The sequence below is a fragment of the Pararhizobium sp. LjRoot238 genome (assembly GCF_964252955.1).
GTDB lineage: Bacteria > Pseudomonadota > Alphaproteobacteria > Rhizobiales > Rhizobiaceae > Pararhizobium.
Map to the genome: position 1 here is coordinate 122588 of NZ_CAXUPP020000006.1, position 25217 is coordinate 147804.

A 25217-nucleotide genomic window follows, 5' to 3' on the forward strand; every position below is an offset into this window, starting at 1 on the left:
GGGCAGCCAGTCCGGCCCACCGAATTCTTGTTGGAAATCCATAACCAGAAGTTATGCCTCGCCGTCGGGTTTCGGCACGGTCATGTAATATTCGGGATGGGGTGCCCGCCTGTAGCCTGCGCGTTCATAGACCGCGTGCGCGTCCTTGGTGGCGAGCATCCAACTTGACACGTCCTTCAGTTCGGGGTGGTTGCGAATCTCGGCGGCAAGCCAGGAAGCAAGCCCCTGGCCGCGATGGGCAGGCAGAGTGAAAACATCGCGCAGGTAGGCGAAGACGGCATAATCCGTCACCAGTCGACCGAAGGCGGCGAGCGAGCCGTCCGGGGCGTAAACGCCGATCACAAGCGAGCCATCGAGGGCTCGTTCGAGTTGCGACAAGGTCAGGTTGCGCGCCCAGTAGGATTCGCTTGCGAGGAAGCGATAGACCGCAGCCGGATCGATCCGGCTGCGGTCGGTGCTCAGCGTGTAGCCTCTGTAGCGTGCCTCGAAAACGGCTGGGTCGCGCGGCTTCAGCATCACATCACGGTCACGTAGATCTTGCGAACGGTCTCGATGGTTTTCCACACGCCGATAAAGCCGGGCTTCATCACGAAGCTGTCGCCGGCCTTGTAGGCGACCGGCTCCCCGCCATCGGGGGTGATCTCCACCACGCCGGAGAGGATATGGCAGAACTCGAAGGTTTCGCCCTTGATGGAGCGGGTCTCGCCGGGGGTCGCTTCCCATACGCCGGTATGGATCATCTCACCGCGCGCCACATCCTGCACCCAGGTCTTGAAGGACGGATCCCCGGCAATGAGGCGTTCGGGCAGGGGCTTCGATTCCCGCGGGGTTGCGGAGGGATTGATATCGATGGTCTTGAGCAGGGACATGCTGTGCCTTTCCTGGTTGAATGTCAGTAGCCGCGCGCCCGGTCGACAAGGCCGATCGGAGGCAGGCCTGCGCGGTGGCGCTTGATGTTGTCGATGACGGCGCGCGCCGCCGTGTCTGCCTGGGTGACGCTCGCAACATGCGGGGTCAGAATGATCTTGGGATGCGACCAGAATGCATGCTCGGGCGGCAGTGGTTCAGGGTCGGTCACGTCGATGACCGCGCCGGATAGATGATCGCGGTCGAGTGCGTCGAGCAGCGCTTCATGGTCGAGTTGAGGGCCACGGCCGGTGTGAATAAGACCAGCGCCAACCGGCAGCGCGGCGAACAGGTCCGAGTTCAGGAAGCCGCGCGTTTCCTCCGTCAGCGGAAGGAGGCAGACCAGAATGTCGACGTTTTCCAGGAAGCGTTTCAGGCCGTCCTGACTGCTGTAACAATTTATGCCATCAATCTCGCGCGGGCTGCGGCTCCAGCCGGACAAACCAAAGCCGAAGGGTTTGAGACGCTCGAGGACACTGCTGCCGAGCATGCCCAGCCCGAGAACGCCGACGTTGCGGGCTGCCGCCTGCTTCTGCGGAATGCCGCACCATTCGTGTTTCCTCTGCTGATCGAAATAGGCGGGCAGGTTGCGGTGAAGTGCAAGCACGGCCAACGTCACATATTCGCACATCATGCGGATGATGCCGTCCTCGACCATGCGCACCAGCTTGACCGTTTCCGGCAGGCTGTCGATCCTGAACTGGTCCACGCCCGCGCCGATCGAGAAGACGATCTCCAGATTGGAATACCGGCCGAGGTCGTCGGGAGCCGTCCAGGTGACAAGGTAGCGCACGTCCTGCGGATCGATCGCCGCTGCATCCGTGGAAAAGGCCAAGTCCGGAAGCTCGTCGGCGAAGGCCTCCCGGAAGATGCGGCCGCGTTCGGCGTCGGAGTTGAAGAGCAACGTCATCGATACGCCCCTGTTATAACTGCAATCGTCGTACGCATGCGCGTTCGCCTTCACTCAAGCCGAGAGCCTGTCGCCCAAAGCTTCGATCATGGACTGGCAGGCCATCAATTCGTCGAAGAAGATGAACTCGTCAGGCCGGTGTGCGCGCGCAATGTCGCCAGGCCCACAGATGATCGCGTCTATCCCGGCAGCCTGATAAAGACCGGCTTCAGTGCCGTAGCTTACGGCGGCGAGGGGCGCATGGCCCGTCAGTTCCTCAAGCAGGTGCGCGAGCGGTGCATCCGCTGCCAGAGACAATGCGGGATAGTCACTCATGAGTTCCCAGTTTACCTCGAGCCCATGGGACCGTAGGCTCTCGGCCTTTGCCTTGACCGACGCCAGCAGTCCGGACGGAGAAACGCCGGAAATCGCGCGCGCCTCAAGTTCGGCGATGCACAAATCCGGAATGATGTTAACTGCCTGGCCGCCCTTGATCGTGCCGACCTGGAGGGAGGAATACCGGGGCTCGAAAGCGGCGTCGAAGGGGCCGTGGGCCAGCCGTTCGGCGCTTGCCACGGCTTCCATCAGCACGCCCGCCATGGCGTGAATGGCGTTCAAACCTTGGTCGGGCCGCGAGGAATGGCCCGCGCTGCCACGGATTTCGATGCGCACGGCCGCCTTGCCCTTGTGCGCGCGGATCGCGCGCAGGCTGCTCGGTTCGCCGATGATCGCGCCTTCAGGCCTGGCGCAGAGTTCGGGGAGATGTTTGATCAGGTGTGGTGCGCCCCGGCAACCCGCCTCCTCGTCATAGGAAAAGGCAAGGTGAATTGGGCGGGCGAGAGGTCTGGCCGCGAGTGCCGGCAAGGCGGCGAGCGCTGCTGCCAGAAAACCCTTCATGTCCGACGTGCCGCGACCGTAGAAGCGCCCACCCTCTGCCCGCAGCGTGAAGGGGTCTGACGACCAGGCCGGTTCGTTGGCCGGTACCACGTCCATGTGACCCGAAAGGATATAACCGGGAACATCGATCGGGCCGATGGTTGCAAAAAGGTTCGAACGGTCACCTTCCGGCCCGGGAAGGATCGTGATCCTGGCGCCACAGCTTTCGACATAGGCGCGGATCCACTCGACGATCGCGCCATTGGCTTGTCCGACGACGGAGGGAAAGGCGATCAGGCGTTCCAGAATCTCGACGGCTTGCATCATGAGAACCTCACAGCATGCCTGGCTTGCCGAGGTCGGTCCCGTCGATCATCCGCTCGTAGCGATAGGGTTTCGGATCGACGCAGGGCTTGTCGCCGCGGATGAGATCGGCGGCAAGCTGGCCGGCTGCCGGACCGATGCCGAAGCCATGGCCGCTGAAGCCCGATGCGATGTAGAGACCCGGCTGCGAGGCGACCGGCGAGATGACAGGAATGGCGTCAGGGGTCGAATCCACCATGCCGCCCCAGCTTTGCGCGGGCCGCATGCCGGCGAGCGCCGGGTAGATTTCCGTGAGACGCCGGATGCCCCTTTCCACCAGCTGCGCATCGGGCCGGGGATCGAGGGTGCGGGTTCGCTCGAAAGGGGAGATGCTGTCGGCTCGCCAGCGCGAAATGCTTTCGGGGCCATCGAGGAACTGCCGGCCGATACCGAAGGTAAGCCCCTTGCGCCGCGTCTGGAACGTCCGCCAGAAGGATTTTGCCTGCATCAGCCCCCAGGGGCTGATCTGCAATTGGCCCCGACCGCTCAGGCCGACGGTATATCCGCCGTCGAGGCGACGACGCAGCGTCACGTCCTCCATGGCGACCCCGCCCTCGGTCACGGCGGCGGCAGGCATCGTATAGAAGGATGTCGACTTGACGGACGCCTGCAGGAATTTGTGTCCGTGATGGCGCAGAAACATGCCGCTCCAGGCGCCGCCTGCAATTAGGAGGGCGCAGCAGCGGATGAGGCCCTGTTCGGTGACCACGCCGGAGATCTTGCCGCCGCTCGTCTCGAAGGCGCGCGCCGCACAGTTCTGGACAATCACGGCGCCGGCGCGCTGCGCAGCCTTGGCAAGCGCCGGCACGGCAAGCTCGGGTTCTGCCCTGCCGTCGGTTGGGGAATACACGCCACCCCGCCATCTCCCGCTGTTGCCCGGCAGGCGCGCGGCAGCCTCGCTGTCAGTCAGCATGTGCGTAGTGATGCCGAAATCACGGGCGATCTTGCCCCAGTTCTCCCAAGTCTCGATGTCGGATTGCTTTGTCGAGGCGTAGACAAGGCCGCTTTGGCGAAAGCCGGTTTCTTCGCCGGTCTCCTCGTTCAAGGTTGACCAGATGCGGATCGCGAGTTGGGCAAGCGGGAGTTCTCGCGGATCGCGATTCTGCTGCCGGCACCAGCCCCAGTTCCGGCTCGATTGCTCGCCTGCGACGACGCCCTTTTCGACCACGACCACCGACGTGCCGCGTTTTGCAAGCTGCCAAGCCGTTGTAATACCAGCCATGCCGCCCCCTAGTATGACCACGTCGGCTTCACTGAGGATCTTGTCTGCGCTGGCGACGCGGCGAACGGGAGGAGACATCACTTGGACTTCTTCGCTGAGCTTTGAAAAGGCCCCGAACGGTCACGTGACAGGCCTCCTTTGAAGCTTAGAGACACTCCGCCGGATTGCGTGCCGAATGCGGCTCGGTTTTAGTGGATTGTTGCGAGCAGCAAGCCTTCTGGAGCGGATTGTATCGGCCGCTCCGGCTTAAATTTCTATTCTCAACGGTTCCGTCGCTTTGTACGGATGGGTGATTGCTTGCATTTCAAAATGCGGTCCGGAGGTTCGAAGGTGGAAAAAGCGGCGTCGGAATGCTTGGTCGTCGATTCCGTGCAGATGAAGATTGGCAACATCGCCGACGCAGACCTTGATCGACTGCATGCATTGTCCATGGCGGTGGGATGGCCGCACCGCGCAGAGGACTGGCAGTTTCTGCGCCACGTCGGCAAGGGCGTCGTGGCTCTGGATGACATCGGCCGCATTCTGGGGTCTGTCATGTGGTTTCCGCATGCGGATAATTTTGCAACGATCGGAATGATGATCACATCGCCGCGCCTGCAGGCAAACGGAACCGGGCGGTGGCTGATGCGACATGCCTTGACCGAACTGAAAGGCTGCAATCTGGGCCTTAGCGCGACACGCGCCGCGCACCGCCTCTATCTTTCACTGGGTTTTGAGGCGGAAAAACCCGTGTACCAGTGTCAGGGCGAGGTCATCGAGCCCGATATGCAGCTTGCAATGCCGGACGGGGCGGGCCTGCGGGAAGTTCATCCCGATGATGTTTCGTTGTTGGGAGAGCTCGATCGTAAGGCCTTTGGTGCCTACCGCCTGCCGGTTCTTGCTGAATCGTTGGCTCACTCCAAAGGCTTTGGACTGTTTCGCAATGGCAAGCTCAAAGCGTTTGCGCTGTGCCGACCTTTCGGCCGGGGGCATGTCATTGGGCCGGTGGTAGCCAACCACGATCAGGACGCGATTGCGGTTACCCGCCCATTTGTTGCCGAGCATGCAGGCCGCTTCCTTCGTCTTGATACGCGCCAGAAAGAGGGGAGCTTCGCGGAGTTTCTTTCGCGGTGCGGCATGCCCGTATTCGACACTGTAACGACAATGTCGCTAGGGCAGCGCTGGATTCCCGAGGATAGCGCGGTCCTAGAGGATCGATCTCGGATTTACGCGCTGGCGAGCCAAACCCTGGGCTGAGATCTGGATGCCGCATGGGGTCACCAACAACATATCCCATGAAAACGGCCGCACCGTTTCCGATGCGGCCATCCTATTCGCAGCCAGGCGGGAAAGCCTCGTCAGGCTGAGGCGACAGCTTCCTTCGCGATGCCGCCCGAAAACAGGCGCCAGATGCCGAAAGCCACCACGCCCATGGAGAGGAAGATCACGAAAATCAGGAAGTTGTAGTAGATCATCGCGGCCAGCGCGACGAGAGCCAGTCCGAGCGCTATGGCTGGCACAACTGGATAGCCCCATGCCTTGAACGGACGGGCAAGCCCCGGTTCGGCACGGCGAAGCTTGAACAGCGATGCCATGGAGACGATGTACATGATGATCGCGCCGAACACCGACATGGTGACAATATTGGCCGTCAGCGGCAATCCGCCGATCTGGATGAGGCTGTCGGAGAAGATGGCGGCTATGCCGACAGCGCCGCCGGCAAGAACTGCGAGATAGGGCGTGCGGAACTTCGGATGGATCTTTGCCAGGACTTCCGGCAGATAGCCGGCGCGGCCCAGTGCAAAAATCTGGCGTGAATAGCCCATGATGATGCCATGGAAAGACGCGATCAGGCCGAACAGGCCAATCCAGACCAGCATATGCAGCCAACCGGAGGATTCGCCTACGACCGCCTTCATCGCCTGCGGCAGCGGATCGTTGATATTGGACAGCGTGCGCCAGTCGCCCACGCCGCCAGCAAAAATCATCGTGCCGAACGCAAGGAACACCAGGGTGAGGATGCCCGCAATATAGGCAATCGGCACGGTGCGGGTCGGGTTCTTGGTCTCCTCAGCGGCCATGGCGGCGCCTTCGATTGCCAGGAAAAACCAGATGGCGAAGGGAATGGCGGCGAAGATCCCACCGATCGCGCCGATCGAGAACTCTGATGAACCGGCCCAGCCATTGGCCGCGAAATTGGCAAAGGAGAAGCCCGGAGTGACGACGCCCATGAAGATCAGCAGTTCGGCAATCGCCAGAATGGTGATGAAGAGTTCGAACGTCGCAGCGATGGTGACGCCAACGATATTGAGTGCCATGAAGACGATATAGGCGCCGACTGCCGCCATTTTCGGGTCAAGTCCCGGAAATTGCACATTGAGATAGGCACCAATGGCAAGCGCGATGGCCGGCGGTGCGAACACGAATTCCACCAGCGTTGCAAAGCCGGCCACAAAACCTCCCAGCGGACCGAAAGCCCGGAGCGCATAGGCAAACGGCCCGCCGGCATGCGGAATTGCCGTTGTCAGTTCCGTGAAGGAGAAGATGAAGGTGGTGTACATGACGGCGATCAGGATCGTGGTGATCAGGAAGCCGAGGGTGCCGGCGGCAGCCCAGCCATAGCTCCAGCCGAAATATTCACCTGATATGACGAGGCCGACGGCTAGTCCCCATAGATGCAGCCCGGTCAGGCTTTTGGCGAGCGTGGGTCCGGATTCGGACATGATTGTTCCCCTTTTTTTGAACGGAATTATGATTTTCAGTAGGACAGCGCTTCTGTGGCGCCTTGGGCGTTTTCCTTGAGATCGACGCCAGTCAGTTGCAGGCGAAGTGCCTCCCGGACAATCCAGACGATCTTGTCCGCGGCGGCCTCGTAGCTCAGCCCGTCGGCATGGATATTCGAGATGCAGTTGCGTTCGCTATCGCGCCGCCCTGCTTGCGGACGGAACGTGATATAAGCGCCAAGGCTGTCCGGCACGCTGAGCCCTGGCCGCTCGCCGATCAGCACGATGGCGATTTCTGCGCCGAGGGCTGCTGCTGCCTCATCGCCAAAGGCCACCCGGGCCTGCTCGCCCAGTATGACCGGGGCGACACTGAACCCTCCGAGACGCTTCATGCAGGCTTTGAACAGTGGGACCGCGTGCCGCTCGACCGCCGCCGCCGAAAGTCCATCGGCAATGACGAAAGCGATATCATGGCGCTCGCCCGGCTCTGGAAGATCGGCAGTATCCGCTTGGCGGCCCAGATCCGGACGAGCCAGATAGATCGTGCGATCTTTGGCGCGCGATCGAACCCGAATGCTAGGTACGGGGGCGAGTTCATCGGCAAGAGCCGTAAAATCCACCTGCCCATGCACCGCATCCCGCGCCCGAGCATGCGCCAGCTGGAAATCGAGAATCGCCCTGGTCGGCATGGCGTCACCGGATCTGCCAAGCCCGATGCGCGCTCTCGTAACATCGCGAAAACGCGCAAACGGGTCGAGTTCAATCGCTTTTGTCATGCAGACGCCTTGTAATCCAGAAGGTTGCGCGAAAAGGCACCGGTGGATCCGGCGGGTGCCAGCCGGCCCTTCCGGTCCAGCATGCCCATGCGCTCAAGCCAGGCTTCAAACTCCGGCGCAGGCGGGCGGGAAAACTGGTGCCGCAGGCCGACGATATCGTGATAGGACAGGCTCTGGTAATTGAGCATGACGTCGTCTGCGCCGGGCACTGCAATCAGGAAATTGACGCCGGCGACGGTGAGCAGCACCATCAGATTGTCCATGTCGTCCTGATCGGCTTCGGCATGGTTGGTGTAGCAGACGTCAACCCCCATCGGCACGCCGAGAAGCTTGCCGCAAAGATGATCCTCGAGGCCGGCCCTGATAATCTGTTTGGCGTCATAGAGATATTCCGGCCCGATAAAGCCGACCACCGTATTGACGAGCAACGGCTTGAATTCGCGCGCGACCGCATAGGCACGGGCTTCGATCGTCTGCTCATCGACGCCGTGATGGGCATCCGCCGACAGCGCGCTGCCCTGACCGGTTTCCAGATACATCACATTGTTGCCGACGGTGCCGCGCTTCATCGAAAGCGCGGCCTCCTGGCCTTCCCTGAGAACGGCGAGATCGACGCCGAACCCCGCATTAGCGGCCTCGGTGCCGGCAATCGACTGGAAAACCAGATCGAGCGGCGCACCCGCCTCGATTGCTTTGATGGAGGTGGTGACATGGGTCAACACGCAGGATTGGGTGGGTATCTCGAACCGTTCGCGCAACCGGTCAAAGAGGACCATCAACCGGGTGCAGGCATCGAGATTGTCAGTGGCCGGGTTGATGCCGATCACCGCATCGCCGACACCGTAGAGAAGCCCGTCCAGCGTCGAGCCGGCCACGCCTTCCGGATCATCGGTCGGATGATTGGGCTGGAGACGGCTCGAAAGCCTGCCGGGCAGGCCGATGGTGGAGCGGAAAGCGGTGATCACGCTGCATTTGCCGGCAACGGTGATCAAGTCGTGATTGCGCATGATCTTGGAGACCGCCGCGACCATTTCCGGGATAAGGCCCGGTGCAAGCGCAGCCAGCCTTTCGGTCGTTGCTTCATAGGAGAGAAGCCAATCGCGAAACTCACCGACCGTCATGTGCGAAACCGGCGCAAATGCGACCAGGTCGTGGCGGTCGATGATCAACCGGCTGACCTCGTCGACCTCGTAGGGTATGAGAAGGTCATTCAGAAACATCTTGAGCGGCATATCCGCCAGCAGGTAGCGCGCAGCCACCCGTCGTTCATTGCTTGATGCCGCGATCCCCGCGAGCACATCGCCCGACTTTAGCGGCGAGGCGCAGGCCATTACCGATTTCAGATCCTGAAAGACATGGCGCTCGCGCCCCAGAACTATCGAATATGCTGTCATTTGCTCCTGGCTATCAATCAATCGATGTTTTTGCCGAAGAAATAGGCTGGTCCCACCTATTCATCGCGAGGACCAGCGTTTTTCATGCCGATGCAAGTCTGCGCGCTCTCCTGACAGGGAATACGCAAATTCCGTGCCATTTTATATGCACTGCACAAAAGAGGTGTTTTTGCCCGATACCACAACGGAGACGCCGTCCGGCCTGGCACGGGCCTATTCATCGGATACGAGGTTGCAGGATGCGGCACATGGCCTGTTCTCAGCGTTCCGGTGGCCTTTCCGCCGATTTGGCCGGGGCCGAAAGTGGCGCGCGAGCCAGCTTGGCGTACCTTCGCTGGACATGACTCTAGTGCCGGTGCCGACATCGGCAGCGGTGTGTTCCCGCATCGTGTCTCGGTTGGAATAGCGCTCGGAAAAATTGTCAGCGCGGTAGAGGAACGGTCAATCGCCTGTTGGCGGTAGCTGTCCTCTGTTTGGATCGTCTGGCCTTTGCGCACGATGCCCGACCATGGCGCTTCGGCCGAGATACAAGATCGTCATGGCAATTCGGAGCGCCCATGGGCTGAGCGCCCCGAACGGCCAGATTACTTCTGAATGCAGGTATCGACTGTATCCTTGGTGCATTCATCAAGACCTGTGAACACCGGATCTTCAACCGGTTTACCGGCGATCAAGTCCAACATCACTGACGGCGCCTTGTAGCCCATCTCGAATGGCCGCTGGCCGACGAGTGCTGTTACCAGGCCTTCGCGCGCAATCGCCACTTCATCGCCGATCGTGTCGGCCGCGCCAACGACGAACTCGTTGCTGGCGAATTTTTCAACCATCGGCTTGAACAGATCGCGATAGGGCTGTGGTGCGCCGAACAACGGCCAGCCGCCCATAATGCCGAAGGCGTCGAGATCGGGATTGGCGGCAAGGATGTCGGTCATCGCCTGGACGCCCTTCGCCCCGTCGTCATTGGTGAAGACCGGGCAGCCGGCGACTTCCGTCCAACCGCCTTCGCCCTTCAGTTCCGCCAGCCCCTTCTGTCCAGTCAACGTGTCACGCATGCCTTGGGCGCGGCGCAGGATGTTGTCGGCGCCCGGATTGCCTTCGATCGTGCAGATCTTGCCACCGTTTGGCTTGGCCTTCTTGATGTAGTCACCGATGCGCGCGCCCATGAGGTAGTTGTCGGTGCCGAGATAAGTCTTGCGCAACGCCGAGTCCTCGGCCGCAAGATCCGCATCCAGCGTCATCACCGGAACCGTGGGATTGGCGGTCCTCAGCGTCTGGGCGATCAGCTTGGCGTTGGACGGCGAGATGGCAATCGCCACGGTGTCGGCCTTGCCGAGCATGTCCTGGACGATCTGCGCTTCTCCGGCCTCATCAGAGGTCGATGCAGGGCCGGTATAGAAGCATTCATATTCCGAGTCCGGGTTTTCCTTGTTCCATTTCTGGCAACCCTGGTTGATTGCCTCGAAGAACGGGTTGTCGAGCCCCTTCACGACGATGACAAGCTGCTTTTTGGCCAAAGCCTGTCCGGCGCAGAGCGCCAGAACAGCGACGCTCAGCAATAGTATCTTCCTCATGGCTTCCTCCCTTGATAAAGGCGGACACGACGTGCCCGCCATACATCAACCCGGATACCAGACGATGCGAGGGTCATTTGATGAGCGCTCGTATGTCCAGGCCGAGTCGATAAGCAATTCCAGATCGTAAACGGGTCGCCAATCCAGCAGGTACTTAGCCTTGCTGTTGTCCATCCAGTTCGAATGGAACTGGCTCGGTATGTCGACGAAATCGAGGCCGCGTGTGCGGGCGAGGTAGCCGGCGACCTCACCGTAGTCGACAGGACGATCCATGCAGATGTTGAAGAGTTGCCGTTTCGCGCGCGGATTGTCGATCGCGGCCAATATGGCGCTGACCAGGTCATCGACATGCACGAAGTTGCGCTTCAACGGGCGTCCGTCTGCGTCGCGCAGCAGCGGCACCGTGCCGCCGGCGGCATAGCGCTTTGCGTCGGCTTTCGGAACGAGCGTTTTCCAGTCAGGCCCGCCGAAAATGTCATCGCCAAAGGACAGTGTGTATTTGAAGTCATCTTTTTCCATGATCCAAGGCGCGCGGAGACAGCAACCGTTGAGGTCGTACTGGATGCCAAACTGCTGCAGCATCACCTCTTCCAGAACTTTCGACAGGGCGTAGCTTCCCGGATAGGCGCTGTGCGGCGTGTCCTCGGTAATCGGTCCATCATGGCGATAGTAAAAATGGCCAATCCCGGCATCGCCGCCGATCAGGACGAACTGGCGCGCGGTGGTGCTTAGGCGAAACGCCTCGAGCAGCCAGAAGAGGCCCTTGACCGTCACGTCCATGACGTCGGACGGCGTCTCCTTGCAGGTGGCGAGATGCACGACATGGGTAACGCCGGCAATTGCCGCGGTCGCGACAGCTCGATCGGCGATCGAGCCGCGCATCACTTCAACCCGGTCGGTCTCATCGCACAACCGGTTATGACAAAGGGCACGTATGCGCGCATTCGAAAATCGCGGATCGTCAAGCAGCCCAGCAATGAAGCGCCGCCCGACCTTGCCCGTAGCACCGGTAACAAGGGTAAGCATGCTCTCCTCCCGGCAACAGCTAATATCCGTGCGCTCCGCTCGTCAACGGGTATTTGTACTACAAATGGAATATAATGAGATGTTGATGGCTGTATCGTACAAATGATTGACGCTGTCGCGGGCTTTTGCGTAAATGCATGGTATCGCTTGCCTTGGGAGGAAGTCGGGAAAGCGATACGCGACGGCTCCGCGTGCAAGACGAGCACGGTCCGAGGTGGTCATGCGCCTGCGGGCTTGGGAGGCTAGAAGACTGGTGGCAGTTCTCGAACTCACCAACATTTCCAAACATTTCGGCGCCATCCAGGCGGTCAATGATGTTTCGTTTGTCCTCGCGGCGGGGCAGGTGGTCGGCCTCATGGGCGACAACGGAGCCGGTAAGTCTACCTTGGTCAAGATGATCGCAGGCAATTTTCGACCGAGCCATGGGACCATGCACATGGACGGCCAAGAACTCGCCCTTCACCGCCCGGTGGAAGCGCGCCAGCATGGCATCGAGATTGTTCACCAGGATCTCGCACTGTGCAATAATCTGACGGCGGCCGCGAACGTATTTCTCGGGCGCGAGTTGCGTCGCGGTGTCGGGCCCTTGAAGGTGCTGGACTATAAGGCAATGTACCGGCGCGCCGGCGAGATTTTTAAGGAATTGAAGTCGGAGACGCGCCCGCGCGACCTCGTCAGGCAGATGTCGGGCGGCCAGCGGCAGGCGGTCGCGATCGCCCGCACCATGCTCTCCGAGGCGAAAATCGTGCTCATGGATGAGCCGACGGCGGCCATCTCTGTGCGGCAGGTGGCGGAAGTTCTCAACCTGATCCGCCACTTGCGTGATCGGGGCATCGCCGTGGTGCTGATCAGCCACCGCATGCCGGACGTCTTTGCGGTTGCCGACCGGGTCATCGTGATGCGGCGCGGCAGAAAGGTCGCTGACAAGCCGATTACGGCGAGTTCGCCCGAGGAAGTAACAGGGCTGATTACGGGCGCGATCGAACAGGTATGATAAAAGCAGCCTACCCGTATCGGATGGAAATGAAGGTCGACGATGGCAATTACCCTTGATCAGACGATCAAACAGAAGCAGCAGAGCTGGCTTGCGGCGGTATTTGGCAGTCAGACGTTCTGGGTCCTGCTCTCCGTCATCCTCGCCTGCATTTTCCTCTCCTTCGCCACCGACTCGTTCGCGACGACGAAGAACCTTTACAACATTACGCGCAACGTCACTTTTGTTGCGATCATTGCGCTCGGCATGACGATCGTCATCATTACCGGCGGGATCGACTTGTCGGTGGGGTCGGTGCTTTGCCTGTGCAGCATGGTGCTGGCGGTTGTCATGCACGCCGGCTACAGCATCGAAGTGGGAATCGCCGCCTCGGTCGGCACCGCTCTCGTGATCGGGGCGTTCAACGGGGTGCTGATCGCCTATCTGCGCTTCCCGCCCTTCGTCGTCACACTCGGCATGCTCTCGATCGCGCGCAGCCTGGCGATGGTCGCATCCAACAATACCGTCGTCTTCCAGTTCGGGCCGGATCACGACAAGTTGCTGGCGCTGGGCGGCGGCGCATGGTTCTTCGGTATCGCAAACCCGGTCCTCTACATGATCGTGCTGGCGCTTCTCACCGGCTTCGTGCTGCGCTGGACCAGATTTGGCCGCTACGTCTTCGCAATCGGCGGCAATGAGCATGCAGCCACGCTCACAGGCGTTCCGGTGCAAGGGATAAAGGTTGCCGTTTACATGATTTCCGCCCTGTCGGCGGGGGTCGCCGGCATCATTCAAACCGGCTGGCTCGGCGCTGTCACCACGAACATCGGCGCCGGAATGGAACTCCAGGTCATCGCCGCTGCTGTTATTGGCGGCGCCAATCTGGCGGGCGGCGTCGGCACCGCCTTCGGCGCATTGATCGGGGCAGCGTTGATCGAGGTTATCCGTAACAGTCTCGGCTTGCTGGGCATCAACGCCTTCTGGCAAGGCACCTTTATCGGCGGCGCCATTGTGCTTGCCGTTCTGTTCGATCGGATTCGCAATTTCAGACAAAGCGAATAGGGGAGGGCCGCCAAAACCCTTGGCATTTCTCATCATCCCATAAGGGTGGATCGCAAGCGACGCTGACAATGCCCATTGTTTTTCAAAACACCCAACAGGGGATTCCATGACAACTATTTGATGCGCTGCTGCGACGTTTTTTAAAGCACCTGTTTTTCAACGCACTTGATTGGCAACGCGCTGACCCCCGTCGCCTGTAAACGGCATTCGCGCCGCACTCGACGGTTTGGTGAGTCGAGAGTTCGCCTCCCGTGCACGAAGATGCCGGACTGCTTCTCGGACGCCTCCATTATGGGTTCACGGATGAGGCGACAACGGCACCTCGCCGCCTCATCCAGCGAACATCTCGCGCAGACGGGCCCAAATGCCCTCCCGCCTGTCAACATGCTTTGCCCGGATATAGCGGGCGGTCGTTTCAGCGCTTACCGTCGCGCCGAAATGGCAGTAGCAGACGAGTCTGTGCAATTGCCTGTCGGACAGTTCGAAAAACCGTTTCGCTTCTCCGTAAGTGTCGTTTTTCAGCCCGGCTGCCCGAAGGACAGGATCGTTGAAGGCGACCGAGATCGCCGAGTTGTCGCAGTGCAAAGCAGCGCGCACCGCATGTGGCTGATATTCGGTTTCATGCAGCGTCGAGAGGAGCCGCTGCGGATCCGCTTCGAGGAGTTCCGCCCAACGTTGCAGACGCTTGTCGCGCGGCATGACTTGATGAGGGTAATCCTGGTTGATCCTGGCAAGATTCTGCAGTTGATCGAATTCATGGTGCTTCATTTCGCCCTCCATTGAACGATGATGCTCCGGCCTTTCTTGCCTCAGCAGCGTGACTCCTACGAGGGAATAAGTCCAATCACGATTGGCCTGCCCCAAGATTTGGACCGCCGCGAGATGACGTTGTCCGTCAGTCACATCGTGCATCCCGTGGGTAGGATTCTGTTAACCATTCGGCGCCAGAATCATGAGCAGTTTGGCCTTTCAGGGAAAAGGGACCGCGATGGCCTCTGCTGACCGCACCGACGTCTTTACAAATTACGCCGACCTTTCATCAGTTCCATCCCTCCGGCGATTGCGCGACAACACATTCGTCGGGCAGTTGCGGAAGGCCGTTCCGTTTGAATACGTGACCGTTGGCGGTCTGGATCTGGAGGGCTACGAATTCGGCCGCAGTCTGTCGATCGACACGGATATGCCCCCTCTCTTTATGGAAACCTATTTTGCCGAAAAGATGAGCCCCAAAGATCCATTGATTATCGCAGGAAAGACCAGGAAAACGGCCTTTACCGAGGAAGAAGCCTGCGATCTGGTTTCTCCGCCGCAGAGGCTTCTTTATTTGTCGCGCGCTCACGGCATTCGAAACAGGATACTGTTCCCCCTGTGCAGGAGGGACGCCGTTTACGGCGCGGTGTGTTTCTCAAATGCGCGACCGTTCACACAAGGCGAGTTCGAGTTCCTGTCATTAATGGCCGAACCGCTTCATACCGCCATCACCAAGCCGCTCATGGACAGATTCGCCGCCAGCCAGCTTCGCCTGACCAAGGGCGAACTGCTTTGCCTAAAACTCGCCAGCCGGGGTCTGACCAGCGAAGAGATCGCGGACGAATCCGACTACGCACTAGAAACGGTCAATAGCTATCTTAAATCGGCAGCCCGGAAACTGGGGGCATCCAACCGCGTTCACGCAGTCGCCGAAGCGATAGGAAGACGCCTGATCGACTGATCTACCATGGTCGCATGCAAGTCCAGCCGGGGTTTTCATATCCGGTGTATTCACCTCTGCGATCGACTTTCTGAGACTGAAGAGAGGCTGGTTCGAGCGACGCGGTGGTCGAGATCGGCGTCAGCATTGGCATCGCGGTTTCTCCCGTCGACGGCCACGAGAGCGCCGACCTTTTTGCGCAAAGCGGACATGGCACTCTGCGATGCCAAATCCGCCGGCAAAGGAACGGCGGGCTTCCACTCGGAAAAGCCAGTGCACATCTGAAAGCGTTAATGCGCTCGAGGCGAGCGGTCACCAATATAAAACATTCATGTATGCTATCTAAAGGCCCCGACGAAACAAGCTCGGCACTTCGAATCGCGTTCAGGCCATTGCAGAAGCGATCCGCCGTCGGCTGATCGACGTAAAGTCTCCCTCGGAATTTTTACCAAATCTCCAGCCAGCCACAACGCAACGTGGCTTGCCTGAATCAACAACAATCTCAGAGCGCGCGGTTACGCGCGAAATATCCGATTTGCGCAGAATAGTCGTACTTTAATAGTAGCATTAACACTTTCTAAACTACACGATCCCAATTTTGGGGTCATCCGATGGGGTGCGGTCTGTGCCTCTTACCGCCATGAAGACGGGTTCGGTGCGCTGTATTTCAAGCGCTGCTTCGTTTCCGAAATCCTTGTCTCTCAGAGGTAGCAATGTCGAACCATTCCCATGCGCATACTGGCAATTACGCTCACTCAACCCACGGCGCCTCTCCCAGCTCAAGCGGAGCGCCCTCCAAGAGCCAGAACATCGAGCGCCGCCTGGACTTTATGGAGCTTAATGCCGAAGGCCGTGCCAGTATCCGCTCGCTCAAGGCTCTGGTTGAGCGCGAACTGCCGCATGGTCTCGACAAGTTCTATGCCCAGCTTCGCAAGAGCCCGGAGGTTAAGCGGTTCTTCTCCTCCGACGAACACATCGCTCGCGCCAAGGGCGCCCAGCAGGGCCATTGGGTCAATATCTCCGACGGCAACTTCAACGACGACTATGTCAGCAAGGTCCGCACGATCGGCTCGGTTCACGCGCGCATCGGCCTTGAGCCGCAGTGGTACATCGGCGGCTACGCGATCATTCTCGACCATCTGATCAATAGCGCGGTCAAAGAAATCTTTCCCAAAGGCGGGATGTTCTCGAAGAAAACGATGAAACCGGCCGAGTTCGGCAAGGCGCTCGCCAGCCTGGTCAAAGCCGCGATGCTCGACATGGATCTGGCCATTTCCGTCTACATCGATGAGGCCGAAATTGCCAAGCAGAAGGCGCAGGCCGAAGCGATCGCGGCGGAGCAGAAGCTGGTGTGCGACTGTTTCGGCAAAGCCATGTCGGCCATCGTCGACAAGGATGTCAGCTACCGCATCAATGATGACCTGCCGGATGCCTATCACCGGCTGCGCGACGACTTCAACAATGCGCTCGAACAATTGTCCGCGACCATTCAGCAGATCGATGCCGGCGCCGCGCAGATCCATGCAGGAGCCGAGGAAATCCGCGTCGCGGCCGACGATCTGTCCAAGCGCACCGAACAACAGGCCGCTTCAATCGAAGAGACGGCGGCCGCGCTGGAGCAGATCACCACGACCGTCAAGGATTCCAGCAGGCGGGCGGAAGAGGCCGGCCAACTCGTCGGCAAGGCGCGGGTGGGCGCGGAGAAATCCGGACAGATCGTCCAGCAGGCGGTGGCGGCCATGAGCGCGATCGATACCTCGTCGCGCGAAATCTCCAACATCATCGGGGTAATCGATGAGATCGCCTTCCAAACGAACCTCCTGGCGCTGAACGCTGGCGTTGAAGCGGCGCGCGCCGGCGATGCGGGCAAAGGATTTGCTGTCGTGGCGCAGGAGGTGCGCGAGCTTGCCCAGCGCTCCGCCAAGGCGGCAAAGGAGATCAAGGAACTGATCAACAATTCCGGTGAGCAGGTGAAAAGCGGCGTAGCCCTTGTTGGAGATACAGGCCAGGCGTTGGCGGTCATCGTCGATGAAGTGAAGGAGATCGACCGGCACATCAACGCGATCGTCGATGCCGCACGCGAACAGTCGATAGCGCTTCAGGAGATCAACACGTCCGTCAACACCATGGACCAGGGTACGCAGCAGAATGCCGCCATGGTGGAAGAGTCCACCGCCGCCAGCCATGCGCTCGTTCAGGAAGTCAGCCGGATCGCGCAGATGCTGAGCGAATTCAATATCGGCAAGGCATCCGCGTCCCGCGCACCGCAACGGCAGATGCACGGTTCATCCCGGTCGCAAAGCTCTCCCGCACGCGAACTCCGGGGCAAGCTCGCCAAAGCCTACGCAACGCACGGCAATGCCGCTCTGGCTGAGAGCTCGTGGGAGGAGTTTTGATGCCCAGCCCTGTTCATCTACACGTGGGAGCCGGCACCGAAACGTTCGAAATTATCGCCTTCCGGATCCGCGACCAGGAGTTCTGCGTGAAGACGACTACCATCCGCGAGATTCGCGGGTGGGCCCCCTCGACCCCGGTGCCGCATTCACCGGCGGACGTCATCGGGGTCATGAACCTCAGAGGATCGGTGATCCCGATCATTGATCTGGCCTACAAACTCGGCATGAGCAGCACGGAAGCTACTGAACGCAGTGCAATCGTCGTTGCAGAAGTGCACAATACGGTCGTCGGCCTGGTTGTTGATCGCGTTTCGGATATTTTGACGATCCGTGCCGACCAAGTTCAGCCCGTTCCTGAAATCACCACGTCCTTCGACAGAAGCGTCGCGGAGGGCATTATCACCCACGAAAGCGGCATGATCTGTTTCCTCAACCTTTCCCGCATGTTCCGCGACCTGGATGGTGCAGATGAAGCCGCATAGCCTGCAACATTTAGCACAAGCAGATACTGAAGGGACAGGCATGGGGGTCATTGTTCCCTTTCCCATCGCTAACAAGTATCGCGCCAATACAGCACTTAGTGGCTCAGACTCCATCGATACCGCATACACCGACGAGCAGCAACGGCGGATGGAGCAGGCGCGCGACGCACTTCGTCTGATCGTCAAGGAACTTGAAGCTGTTCAGAGAGAGGTGGCAGGCGGCGGCGCGTTGAGATAGCCGAACGCTTTGGAGCCGGTGTCGCAAACACCGGCTCCTGCGTCCGCGCGGGCGCCGAAAACAGTCCGAAAATATGCTGCTCGCAGTACGGCAGTCGGGAGACGATGATGGATTTCGAGAGTTTCTTCAAAGGCGAATTGGACGGCCTGCATCAGGAAGGCCGCTACCGCGTGTTCGCCGATCTGGAGCGCCAGCGCGGGCAATTCCCGAAGGCGACCCGCTATAACGCCAATGGCGAAAAGCAGGATGTCACCGTCTGGTGTTCCAACGACTATCTCGGCATGGGCCAGCATCCCAAGGTCATCGAGGCGATGAAACTCGCCATCGACCAGTGTGGCGCGGGTGCGGGAGGCACCCGGAATATTTCGGGCACCAACCACTACCACGTTCTGCTCGAGCGCGAGCTTGCCGATCTGCACGGCAAGGAATCGGCGCTCCTGTTCACCTCCGGCTACGTCTCCAACTGGGCGGCCCTTGGAACGCTCTGTTCGAAGATCCCCGGCGTCATTGTCTTTTCGGACGCCGGCAATCATGCATCGATGATCGAGGGCATCCGTCACTCCAAGTGCGAGCGGGTGATCTTCAAGCACAATTCCGTCTCCGACCTTGAAGCCAAGCTGAAGGCCGCCGACCCGCGCGCGCCAAAAATCATCGCCTTCGAATCGGTCTACTCGATGGATGGCGACATTGCGCCGATCAAGGAGATCTGCGATCTCGCCGACACATACGGCGCGATGACCTATCTCGATGAGGTCCATGCCGTCGGCATGTACGGCCCGCGCGGCGGCGGCATTGCCGAGCGCGAAGGCCTGATGCACCGGCTGACGGTGATCGAAGGCACGCTCGGCAAGGCTTTCGGCGTCATGGGCGGCTATATCGCGGCCTCGAGCGCGCTGTGCGATTTCATCCGCTCGTTTGCCTCCGGCTTCATCTTCACCACGGCGCTGCCACCGGCGCTGGCCGCCGGTGCGGTCGCCTCGATCCGGCACCTCAAGGAAAGCCAGGTCGAACGCTTCGCCCACCAGGAACGGGTTCGCCGCCTGCGCAACCTGCTCGACAGGAACGGCATTCCGCACATGGTCAATCCGAGCCACATCGTGCCGGTGATCGTCGGCGACGCGGCCAAGTGCAAGTGGATTTCCGACCTTCTGCTCGACAATTGCGGCATCTACGTCCAGCCGATCAACTATCCGACGGTGCCGAAGAAGACCGAGCGGCTGCGCATCACGCCGACGCCGTTGCATTCGGACGGCGATATCGACCATCTGGTCGGCGCGCTGCACCAACTCTGGTCGCGCTGCGCGCTGGCGAGGGCCGTTGCGTGATCATCTGGCGCAACCGGTTAGTTCCAGCGAAAGCCAGCACGAGGAGAATCCCTGCAAGGCGGAGAGCATCCACATGTGCTCCGCCTTGCAATCTGCTTTGCCGTTCATACCCGCACTTACCTGCAATTTATGGCGCGGTCCGGTGCGGACAAGCACATTGCATTGGACGACAACGTTCGCGTGGTTGGTCGGAAAACGCAAATGCTATGCAGAATGCGCACGTACTGTTTCGATCAGGGAAGGCCACGTCCTTCTTTAAGGTTCCGTTAGCCAGCATACCCCCAATCTTGGCTCGCCGAATGTATGGAACGCCATGTCCTTGTGCCTTTGGGATCGCGTTGGGCGGAAACTGGTTCGGTCCAAGCAAGATGTATCCAGCAACCAAGCGCGTCAAAGAAACGGGCAAATTGAGATGGCGCATCGAGCAGGCGGGAGCGAGACGTTGGGATAACCATCGTCAAAAGGGGAGTGGAGTAAAGTTGAGCGTGACAAAGATGAAAGGGGGTGCGGAGCGGTCATCTGGACGCAAGTGCCGGCGAGGGATTCACCGATAAGATGCTGAAACGATCGAGCCCGCTGACCAAGCCGCTATCTTCCCTCGAAAACTATATCAAATCCATCGGGCGAAACCATTCCAACGCCGTCGTGGTCATGAGTTTCCTCATCGGGGCCACATATCTGACAGTTATGGTCGCCCTTGATCGCCATTCGCTGCAGCAGGACATCAGTTCCCTGACCAGCAGCCAGTTCATCCGTTTCCAGCAACTCGCCAACCAGACGCGGGCGCTGATGCGAGCCTCGACCGATCCCAACTTGCCGGAATACATTATCGCGCCGATGGTCGACGACATCCGCGAAGCCGTCACCGACATTCGGACCATGAGCGAACAGCTGGAGGATCTCCACCGCCGCATCGGCCAGAATCTCCTCGAGAAGCTCACCCCTCGCGACGGGACTTCCGAGCTGTTGCGCGTCGACCTCAATCGACGCCTCGAAGACTTCCTCCGGCGTGCCGGGAGGGTGACCGCAGCCAAGAACGAGGAGCGGCGGCAACGCTATAGCTTCTGGGGGCCGATCGACTTTGCCGTCTCTTCGGAGGGCACTCTAACCCGCCAGTTTAGCGACCTTATCCACCACACCCACGATCGCAGCAACATCAGCATCGATAACGCCAAGATGATCAGTACGTCTCTTCTTGCGCTGATCGCGGCCACTCTCGCTCTGGCCAGCGCATTTCTGTTTAGCCCCCTGCTGAAGAAGTTGCGTAACGAGCACCGCCGGACAGTGGATTTCGAAAATCAGCTGAAGCAACTTGCCCATACCGACGCGCTTACGGGGATTCACAATCGATCTGCCTTTAGCGACACCCTCGGCAATCTGTTCAGTGAACTGAGGCGAAACGGCACCGGTTTTTCCGTGCTGCTCCTGGACCTCGACCGGTTCAAAAGCATCAACGACGGCTTCGGACATCCGGCCGGCGACGCGGTGTTGCGTCATGTCGCAAGCGCGCTCCAGAGGGTCTTTCGCTCCGATGACTTTGTTGCGCGGCTGGGTGGCGACGAGTTCGCAGTGCTCTTGCCCGGAATTTATGATGAAGCCACGCTCGCAGGCATTGCCAACCGCGCCGTGGAAACGATCGCGGCGGATTTTCTCTTCGAGGGCCGCACCTTGCGGGTCTCGGCCAGCATCGGGGGGGCCGTCGTACCCAATCATGCTACGGATGAGCCGGGCCTGATGCGTGTTGCGGACCTTGCGCTCTACACAGCCAAGAGCGGGCGCAACACAGCCATCATATTCGACGAAGCGGCGCTGGCGCGGCGGCTGGAGGAAAACCAACTATCCCTCGCCCTCATTGTTGCGGTCGACCGTAACGAATTCATCGTGCACTACCAGCCGAAGGTCAATCTGGTGACTGGTGAGCACCTGGGTTTCGAAGCGCTCGTGCGCTGGCGCCATCCCAGCCTTGGCATACTGGCCCCCGGCCGTTTCCTACCATTGATGGAGGGGCCGCATCTCATCCGCGGCATGACCCGTTCGGTGGCAACGATCGTCGGCCGCGATCTGAGGGCCTGGCAAGACGCCGGGCTGATTCCTGGGCCGATCGCGATCAACCTGCCCGAAGCCCTTCTGGTCGGCGAGGATGGCTACCAGATGCTCGCCGAGGTCATTCGGCAAAACGGCCTCGACTGGCATGACTTCGCGGTGGAGGTGACCGAAGATGTCTTCCTCAACCGCAATGCCGACCGCATCCTTGAGACGGTAACGCGCTTCCGCGAACAGGGCCTTTCAGTCTCCCTCGACGACTTTGGAACCGGATTTGCCTCACTGGTGCACTTGCGTGACTTTCCCTTTGACGAACTGAAGATCGATCGCAGCTTCATCGCCGACATAGGGACCGACACGCGATCGGAGCAGATCGTTCGCGCCATGATCGACCTTTCCCGCAATCTGGGCAAACGCTGTGTCGCCGAAGGCATCGAGACCGACGCGCAGCGACGCTTCCTCGTCAACGCCGGCTGTGAGATCGGCCAGGGTTATTTCTTCGCCAAACCGCAGCCCGCCGAGGTGGCGAGCGAGCGTCTGCCGAAGAGGCTCTTGGCCGCTGAGCCCGCGATGAGTGCTGCGGCCCGCCACATCCGCCGAACCGCCGGCTAGATGGCTGGGCGCTGCCACTGCCCCCCGGACGGCAGCTTGATTTTTCTCATTCGAAAGGAAGACACCGATGAAGAACAAGGCAAGGCGGTTTTATTTCGCCGCGACCGTTGTGCTTGCGAATTTGTACCAGGGACAGCTAGCGGCTGCCGAAGAGGGAATGGCAGTCGACGTCGTACACTACTGGGTATCAAAAAGTGAATCTGCGGCGCTCGACATCTTTCGAAAAGCTTGGGCTGTGGCTGGTCATCAATGGGCCGACATGCCGGCCAAGAACAAGGTAGAGGTGCAGAAGATCGTCAGTGATCGCGTCACAAACGGATATGCACCGGCGGTCATGCAATGGAATGCCAATGAGGGCTCGCGGGAGTTGCCCGAGATGGGGATTGTGCTGGACATCGAACAGGTGGCCCGGACCGACCATTGGCGCGACGTCTTGCCCGCCGCCGTGCTCGATCGCATCAGCTATGATGGCAAGATCTATTTCGCGCCGACCAACATTCACGCCGAGAACTGGCTCTGGACAAGCGAAACTATCTTCCGTGATTTGGGGCTTACAACGCCACAGACCTGGGATGAGATCTTCGCCGCTGCCGACAAGATCAAGGCGAGTGGCCGCTTCGCTATCGCGCTTGGCGGAGGCCGCTGGGAGGTTTCGCTGATTTTCAACAACATCATGTATCAGAAGCTGGGATCCGAGGGATATGCCCGCATCATCAGCGGTGACCCGGCCTTGGTCAACGATCCGGGCATGATCGAGGCGCTCTCGATGCTGCGTCGCCTCTCCCGCTATGCCGAGCCTGCGGCAGCACGTGAGACCAAGACGTGGGCGGATGCCACGGCGGCGGTCGGGCGGGGCGAGGCCGGCATGCAGTTCATGGGCGACTGGGCCAAGGGCGAGCTTGCTGCTCGCGGTTACACCGTCGACAAGGACTTCGGTTGCAGTCTGGTACCCGGCACTGCCATCGCCTACTTCATGGTCATCGATGCCTTTGCCTTTCCGCTGACAAACCGCGAGGAAGCCGCTGAGGCGCAGCAGGCCTTCGCCCGCATGGTGCTCGACCGCGACAACCAGGTGGCCTTCAGCCGCATCAAGGGCTCGCTCCCGGTGCGCACCGACGTTGATCCAAGCGGGCTCGATCGCTGTGGCCAGCTCGGTTTGAAAATGATCGCTGAGAAGAAAGGCGAGGTCAGCGCCCAGTCCATGGCCATGCCGTCGCAAATGTCGGAAGGCTGGATCGGCGTCCTTGCCGATTTCTTCAACGACCAGACCATCACGCCTCAGACGGCACAGCATCGGCTGCACGAGATCCTCGCGCAGCGTTGAAAAGGCCGGAGGCCGATTAGCGCACGCTTTATACAAACTCCGCAGGAAAATAAGAGGAGCGATGACTGCGATGGCCCAGCGCATTGAGATTTGATATTGGTCGCGGCAATTTTAGGCGGTGCATGCTGCGGCCATGAGGGCCCCATGCTCACAAGCAATACCCGCCCATCGATCACGTGACCTCGATGGGCGGTTTCAGCACTCCGGCAGGCCACCCATGAGGTACTTGCAACCGTCTTGCCGCAATCGGGCAACGTGTCACCGAGTATGTCGGGCAAGCCGTCCGCATTGATTTCCAAGTTCTTTTATTCTTTCAGGCTGCGCTTTCTGGCTTCGCTCCAGCGCATCTTGGCTGTCTCTGACGGCGTTTCTCCAAAGGCCTCATAGTAGGCTGCCGCAAAGCGGCCCATATGGGAAAACCCCCAGTTCCGCGCGATATCGGCAATAGACAGGGAATTGGCATCGTCTGCCAGGGCTTTTCGAGCGCCTTCGAGGCGAATCGTCCGCAAATAGTTCAAGGGCGTGGTGTCCTTGAACTGCTGAAAGGAAGCCTGCAATGCCCGCACGCTGGTGCCGGCTTCGCGCGCAATATCGGCGACGGTTATCGAACGCGATACGTTGGCATACATATATTCGATCGCTCTTTTCAATCGTCGTGGGACGGCCGGAGAAACCGGCCGTGTCAGCCGCGGCCAGTAATTGTTCGGGACCACCTCCAGAAGCACGATCATCATCGTCTGAAATAGACGCTCGATTGCGGCCGGCGAGAGGTGATCAGCATCATCAACGTCGAGGCAATTCCAGACAAGGTTTCCAAGCGCCATCAACCGTGAACCTTTCACAGTTGCGAGATCAACCGTGCCAGAGAATTCGATGTTGTCTGTGACAGGCCCATCCAGCAGCTCACTCAGTTGCTGGATCATCGCTGATTTTTCGAATGCCATGCCGATATGGCTCCGGTCCTCATGCAGTACCAGCTTTTCAAAGTGCGACATGTCACCCAAAAAACCTGTCGTCGGCGTAGATACGATGCGGTTTCGGCCGACGTCTATCTCCATAGCACCCGAGGATGGGAGGTATAGGACGTAGGCGTCGGGCGCACTGGCGAGCGCCACCTTCATGCCCGAATGGCATTTCCCGTTCCAAACACTGTAGCGCCCGGCGGAGTAGTGCCGGTCTTCTACGGAAATTCGTTGGCGCGGTTTAAGGGGCTCTACCTTGGCGGGGGATAATGTCTTCGCATAGTGCTCGGACATCTCGTCAGCATCGGCTTCCACGATTCGGAAGGCAGAATGAGTAACGTACCTCATCAGAGCTCCAAAAAAGAACGAGCCCTTGAGAACTCGA

The 25217-nt window shown here is 59.8% G+C and carries 22 protein-coding genes and 1 pseudogene; 10 read left to right on the top strand and 13 right to left on the bottom strand.

All coding sequences use genetic code 11. From position 1 onward, the window contains the following. Positions 1-51 precede the first annotated feature (51 nt). Genes ACSQ3F_RS29070 through ACSQ3F_RS29090 form a run of 5 tightly spaced genes read right to left on the bottom strand, consistent with a single transcriptional unit; the run spans position 52 to position 4334 of the window. Entirely contained in the window at positions 52-516 is a 465-nt protein-coding gene (locus tag ACSQ3F_RS29070) for a GNAT family N-acetyltransferase (RefSeq protein ID WP_436103620.1), read from the bottom strand. Next, positions 516-869 carry a cupin domain-containing protein gene (locus tag ACSQ3F_RS29075; protein WP_436103621.1) on the bottom strand — a complete coding sequence of 118 codons (354 nt, stop codon included), beginning with the start codon at positions 867-869 and terminating at the stop codon, positions 516-518. The genes ACSQ3F_RS29070 and ACSQ3F_RS29075 overlap by 1 nt, the downstream gene beginning before the upstream one ends. Before the next feature lie 23 nt (positions 870-892). Then, positions 893-1816 carry a 2-hydroxyacid dehydrogenase gene (locus tag ACSQ3F_RS29080; protein ID WP_436103622.1) on the bottom strand — a complete coding sequence of 308 codons (924 nt, stop codon included), beginning with the start codon at positions 1814-1816 and terminating at the stop codon, positions 893-895. A gap of 54 nt (positions 1817-1870) precedes the next feature. After that, positions 1871-2995, bottom strand: a complete 1125-nt coding sequence (argE, locus tag ACSQ3F_RS29085; protein ID WP_436103665.1) for an acetylornithine deacetylase — start codon at positions 2993-2995, stop codon at positions 1871-1873. Between the two features lie 10 nt (positions 2996-3005). Then, positions 3006-4334 carry an NAD(P)/FAD-dependent oxidoreductase gene (locus tag ACSQ3F_RS29090; RefSeq protein ID WP_436103623.1) on the bottom strand — a complete coding sequence of 443 codons (1329 nt, stop codon included), beginning with the start codon at positions 4332-4334 and terminating at the stop codon, positions 3006-3008. Between the two features lie 252 nt (positions 4335-4586). Here ACSQ3F_RS29090 and ACSQ3F_RS29095 point away from each other — a divergent pair, with 252 nt between their 5' ends. Further along, positions 4587-5492: a GNAT family N-acetyltransferase gene (locus ACSQ3F_RS29095; protein ID WP_436103624.1), complete on the top strand. Its 906-nt coding sequence runs from the start codon at positions 4587-4589 to the stop codon at positions 5490-5492. 101 nt (positions 5493-5593) lie between these two features. On the opposite strand, the gene eat is transcribed toward ACSQ3F_RS29095, so the two are convergent. The 6 genes and pseudogenes from eat to ACSQ3F_RS29125 form a co-directional block, all read right to left on the bottom strand. Continuing rightward, on the bottom strand, positions 5594-6958 hold the full coding sequence (eat, locus tag ACSQ3F_RS29100) for an ethanolamine permease (protein ID WP_436103625.1): 1365 nt from the start codon (positions 6956-6958) through the stop codon (positions 5594-5596). A gap of 35 nt (positions 6959-6993) precedes the next feature. Beyond that, positions 6994-7734 carry an ethanolamine ammonia-lyase subunit EutC gene (gene eutC, locus ACSQ3F_RS29105; RefSeq protein WP_436103626.1) on the bottom strand — a complete coding sequence of 247 codons (741 nt, stop codon included), beginning with the start codon at positions 7732-7734 and terminating at the stop codon, positions 6994-6996. Further along, positions 7731-9128 (bottom strand): ethanolamine ammonia-lyase subunit EutB, encoded by a 1398-nt coding sequence (locus ACSQ3F_RS29110; RefSeq protein ID WP_436103627.1) that lies wholly within the window; start codon positions 9126-9128, stop codon positions 7731-7733. Before ACSQ3F_RS29110 ends, eutC begins: the two co-directional genes overlap by 4 nt. A 327-nt stretch (positions 9129-9455) precedes the next feature. Then, positions 9456-9655, bottom strand: a pseudogene (locus ACSQ3F_RS29115) (DUF1989 domain-containing protein); the annotation flags it as partial. A 57-nt stretch (positions 9656-9712) separates the two neighbouring features. Beyond that, on the bottom strand, positions 9713-10699 hold the full coding sequence (locus ACSQ3F_RS29120) for a sugar-binding protein (RefSeq protein WP_436103628.1): 987 nt from the start codon (positions 10697-10699) through the stop codon (positions 9713-9715). A gap of 45 nt (positions 10700-10744) precedes the next feature. After that, positions 10745-11725, bottom strand: coding sequence for an NAD-dependent epimerase/dehydratase family protein (locus ACSQ3F_RS29125; RefSeq protein WP_436103629.1), 981 nt, complete (start codon positions 11723-11725; stop codon positions 10745-10747). 220 nt (positions 11726-11945) lie between these two features. On the opposite strand from ACSQ3F_RS29125, the gene ACSQ3F_RS29130 reads away from it, so the two are divergent. Both ACSQ3F_RS29130 and ACSQ3F_RS29135 read left to right on the top strand, forming a co-directional pair. Next, a complete protein-coding gene (locus ACSQ3F_RS29130; protein WP_436103630.1) occupies positions 11946-12719 on the top strand; it encodes an ATP-binding cassette domain-containing protein in 774 nt (257 codons plus the stop codon). A gap of 42 nt (positions 12720-12761) precedes the next feature. Further along, positions 12762-13760 carry an ABC transporter permease gene (locus tag ACSQ3F_RS29135; RefSeq protein ID WP_436103631.1) on the top strand — a complete coding sequence of 333 codons (999 nt, stop codon included), beginning with the start codon at positions 12762-12764 and terminating at the stop codon, positions 13758-13760. A 330-nt stretch (positions 13761-14090) separates the two neighbouring features. Here ACSQ3F_RS29135 and ACSQ3F_RS29140 read toward each other — a convergent pair whose 3' ends face one another. Beyond that, on the bottom strand, positions 14091-14528 hold the full coding sequence (locus tag ACSQ3F_RS29140) for a hypothetical protein (RefSeq protein ID WP_436103666.1): 438 nt from the start codon (positions 14526-14528) through the stop codon (positions 14091-14093). A 184-nt stretch (positions 14529-14712) separates the two neighbouring features. Here ACSQ3F_RS29140 and ACSQ3F_RS29145 point away from each other — a divergent pair, with 184 nt between their 5' ends. The 7 genes from ACSQ3F_RS29145 to ACSQ3F_RS29175 all read left to right on the top strand — a co-directional run bounded on the left by ACSQ3F_RS29145 (position 14713) and on the right by ACSQ3F_RS29175 (position 23870). Next, a complete protein-coding gene (locus ACSQ3F_RS29145) occupies positions 14713-15471 on the top strand; it encodes a LuxR C-terminal-related transcriptional regulator (RefSeq protein WP_436103632.1) in 759 nt (252 codons plus the stop codon). A 692-nt stretch (positions 15472-16163) separates the two neighbouring features. Then, positions 16164-17846, top strand: a complete 1683-nt coding sequence (locus ACSQ3F_RS29150; RefSeq protein ID WP_436103633.1) for a methyl-accepting chemotaxis protein — start codon at positions 16164-16166, stop codon at positions 17844-17846. Then, positions 17846-18328, top strand: a complete 483-nt coding sequence (locus ACSQ3F_RS29155) for a chemotaxis protein CheW (RefSeq protein ID WP_436103634.1) — start codon at positions 17846-17848, stop codon at positions 18326-18328. Before ACSQ3F_RS29150 ends, ACSQ3F_RS29155 begins: the two co-directional genes overlap by 1 nt. Beyond that, a complete protein-coding gene (locus tag ACSQ3F_RS29160) occupies positions 18315-18566 on the top strand; it encodes a hypothetical protein (protein WP_436103635.1) in 252 nt (83 codons plus the stop codon). The genes ACSQ3F_RS29155 and ACSQ3F_RS29160 overlap by 14 nt, the downstream gene beginning before the upstream one ends. Before the next feature lie 107 nt (positions 18567-18673). Next, positions 18674-19891, top strand: a complete 1218-nt coding sequence (hemA, locus tag ACSQ3F_RS29165) for a 5-aminolevulinate synthase (RefSeq protein ID WP_436102078.1) — start codon at positions 18674-18676, stop codon at positions 19889-19891. A 555-nt stretch (positions 19892-20446) separates the two neighbouring features. After that, positions 20447-22546, top strand: coding sequence for a putative bifunctional diguanylate cyclase/phosphodiesterase (locus tag ACSQ3F_RS29170; protein ID WP_436103636.1), 2100 nt, complete (start codon positions 20447-20449; stop codon positions 22544-22546). Positions 22547-22613: 67 nt separating this feature from the next. After that, a complete protein-coding gene (locus ACSQ3F_RS29175; protein ID WP_436103637.1) occupies positions 22614-23870 on the top strand; it encodes an ABC transporter substrate-binding protein in 1257 nt (418 codons plus the stop codon). A gap of 305 nt (positions 23871-24175) precedes the next feature. Here the strand turns inward: ACSQ3F_RS29175 and ACSQ3F_RS29180 are convergent, their stop codons facing one another. Then, positions 24176-25180 carry an AraC family transcriptional regulator gene (locus ACSQ3F_RS29180; RefSeq protein WP_436103638.1) on the bottom strand — a complete coding sequence of 335 codons (1005 nt, stop codon included), beginning with the start codon at positions 25178-25180 and terminating at the stop codon, positions 24176-24178. Between the last annotated feature and the right edge of the window lie 37 nt (positions 25181-25217).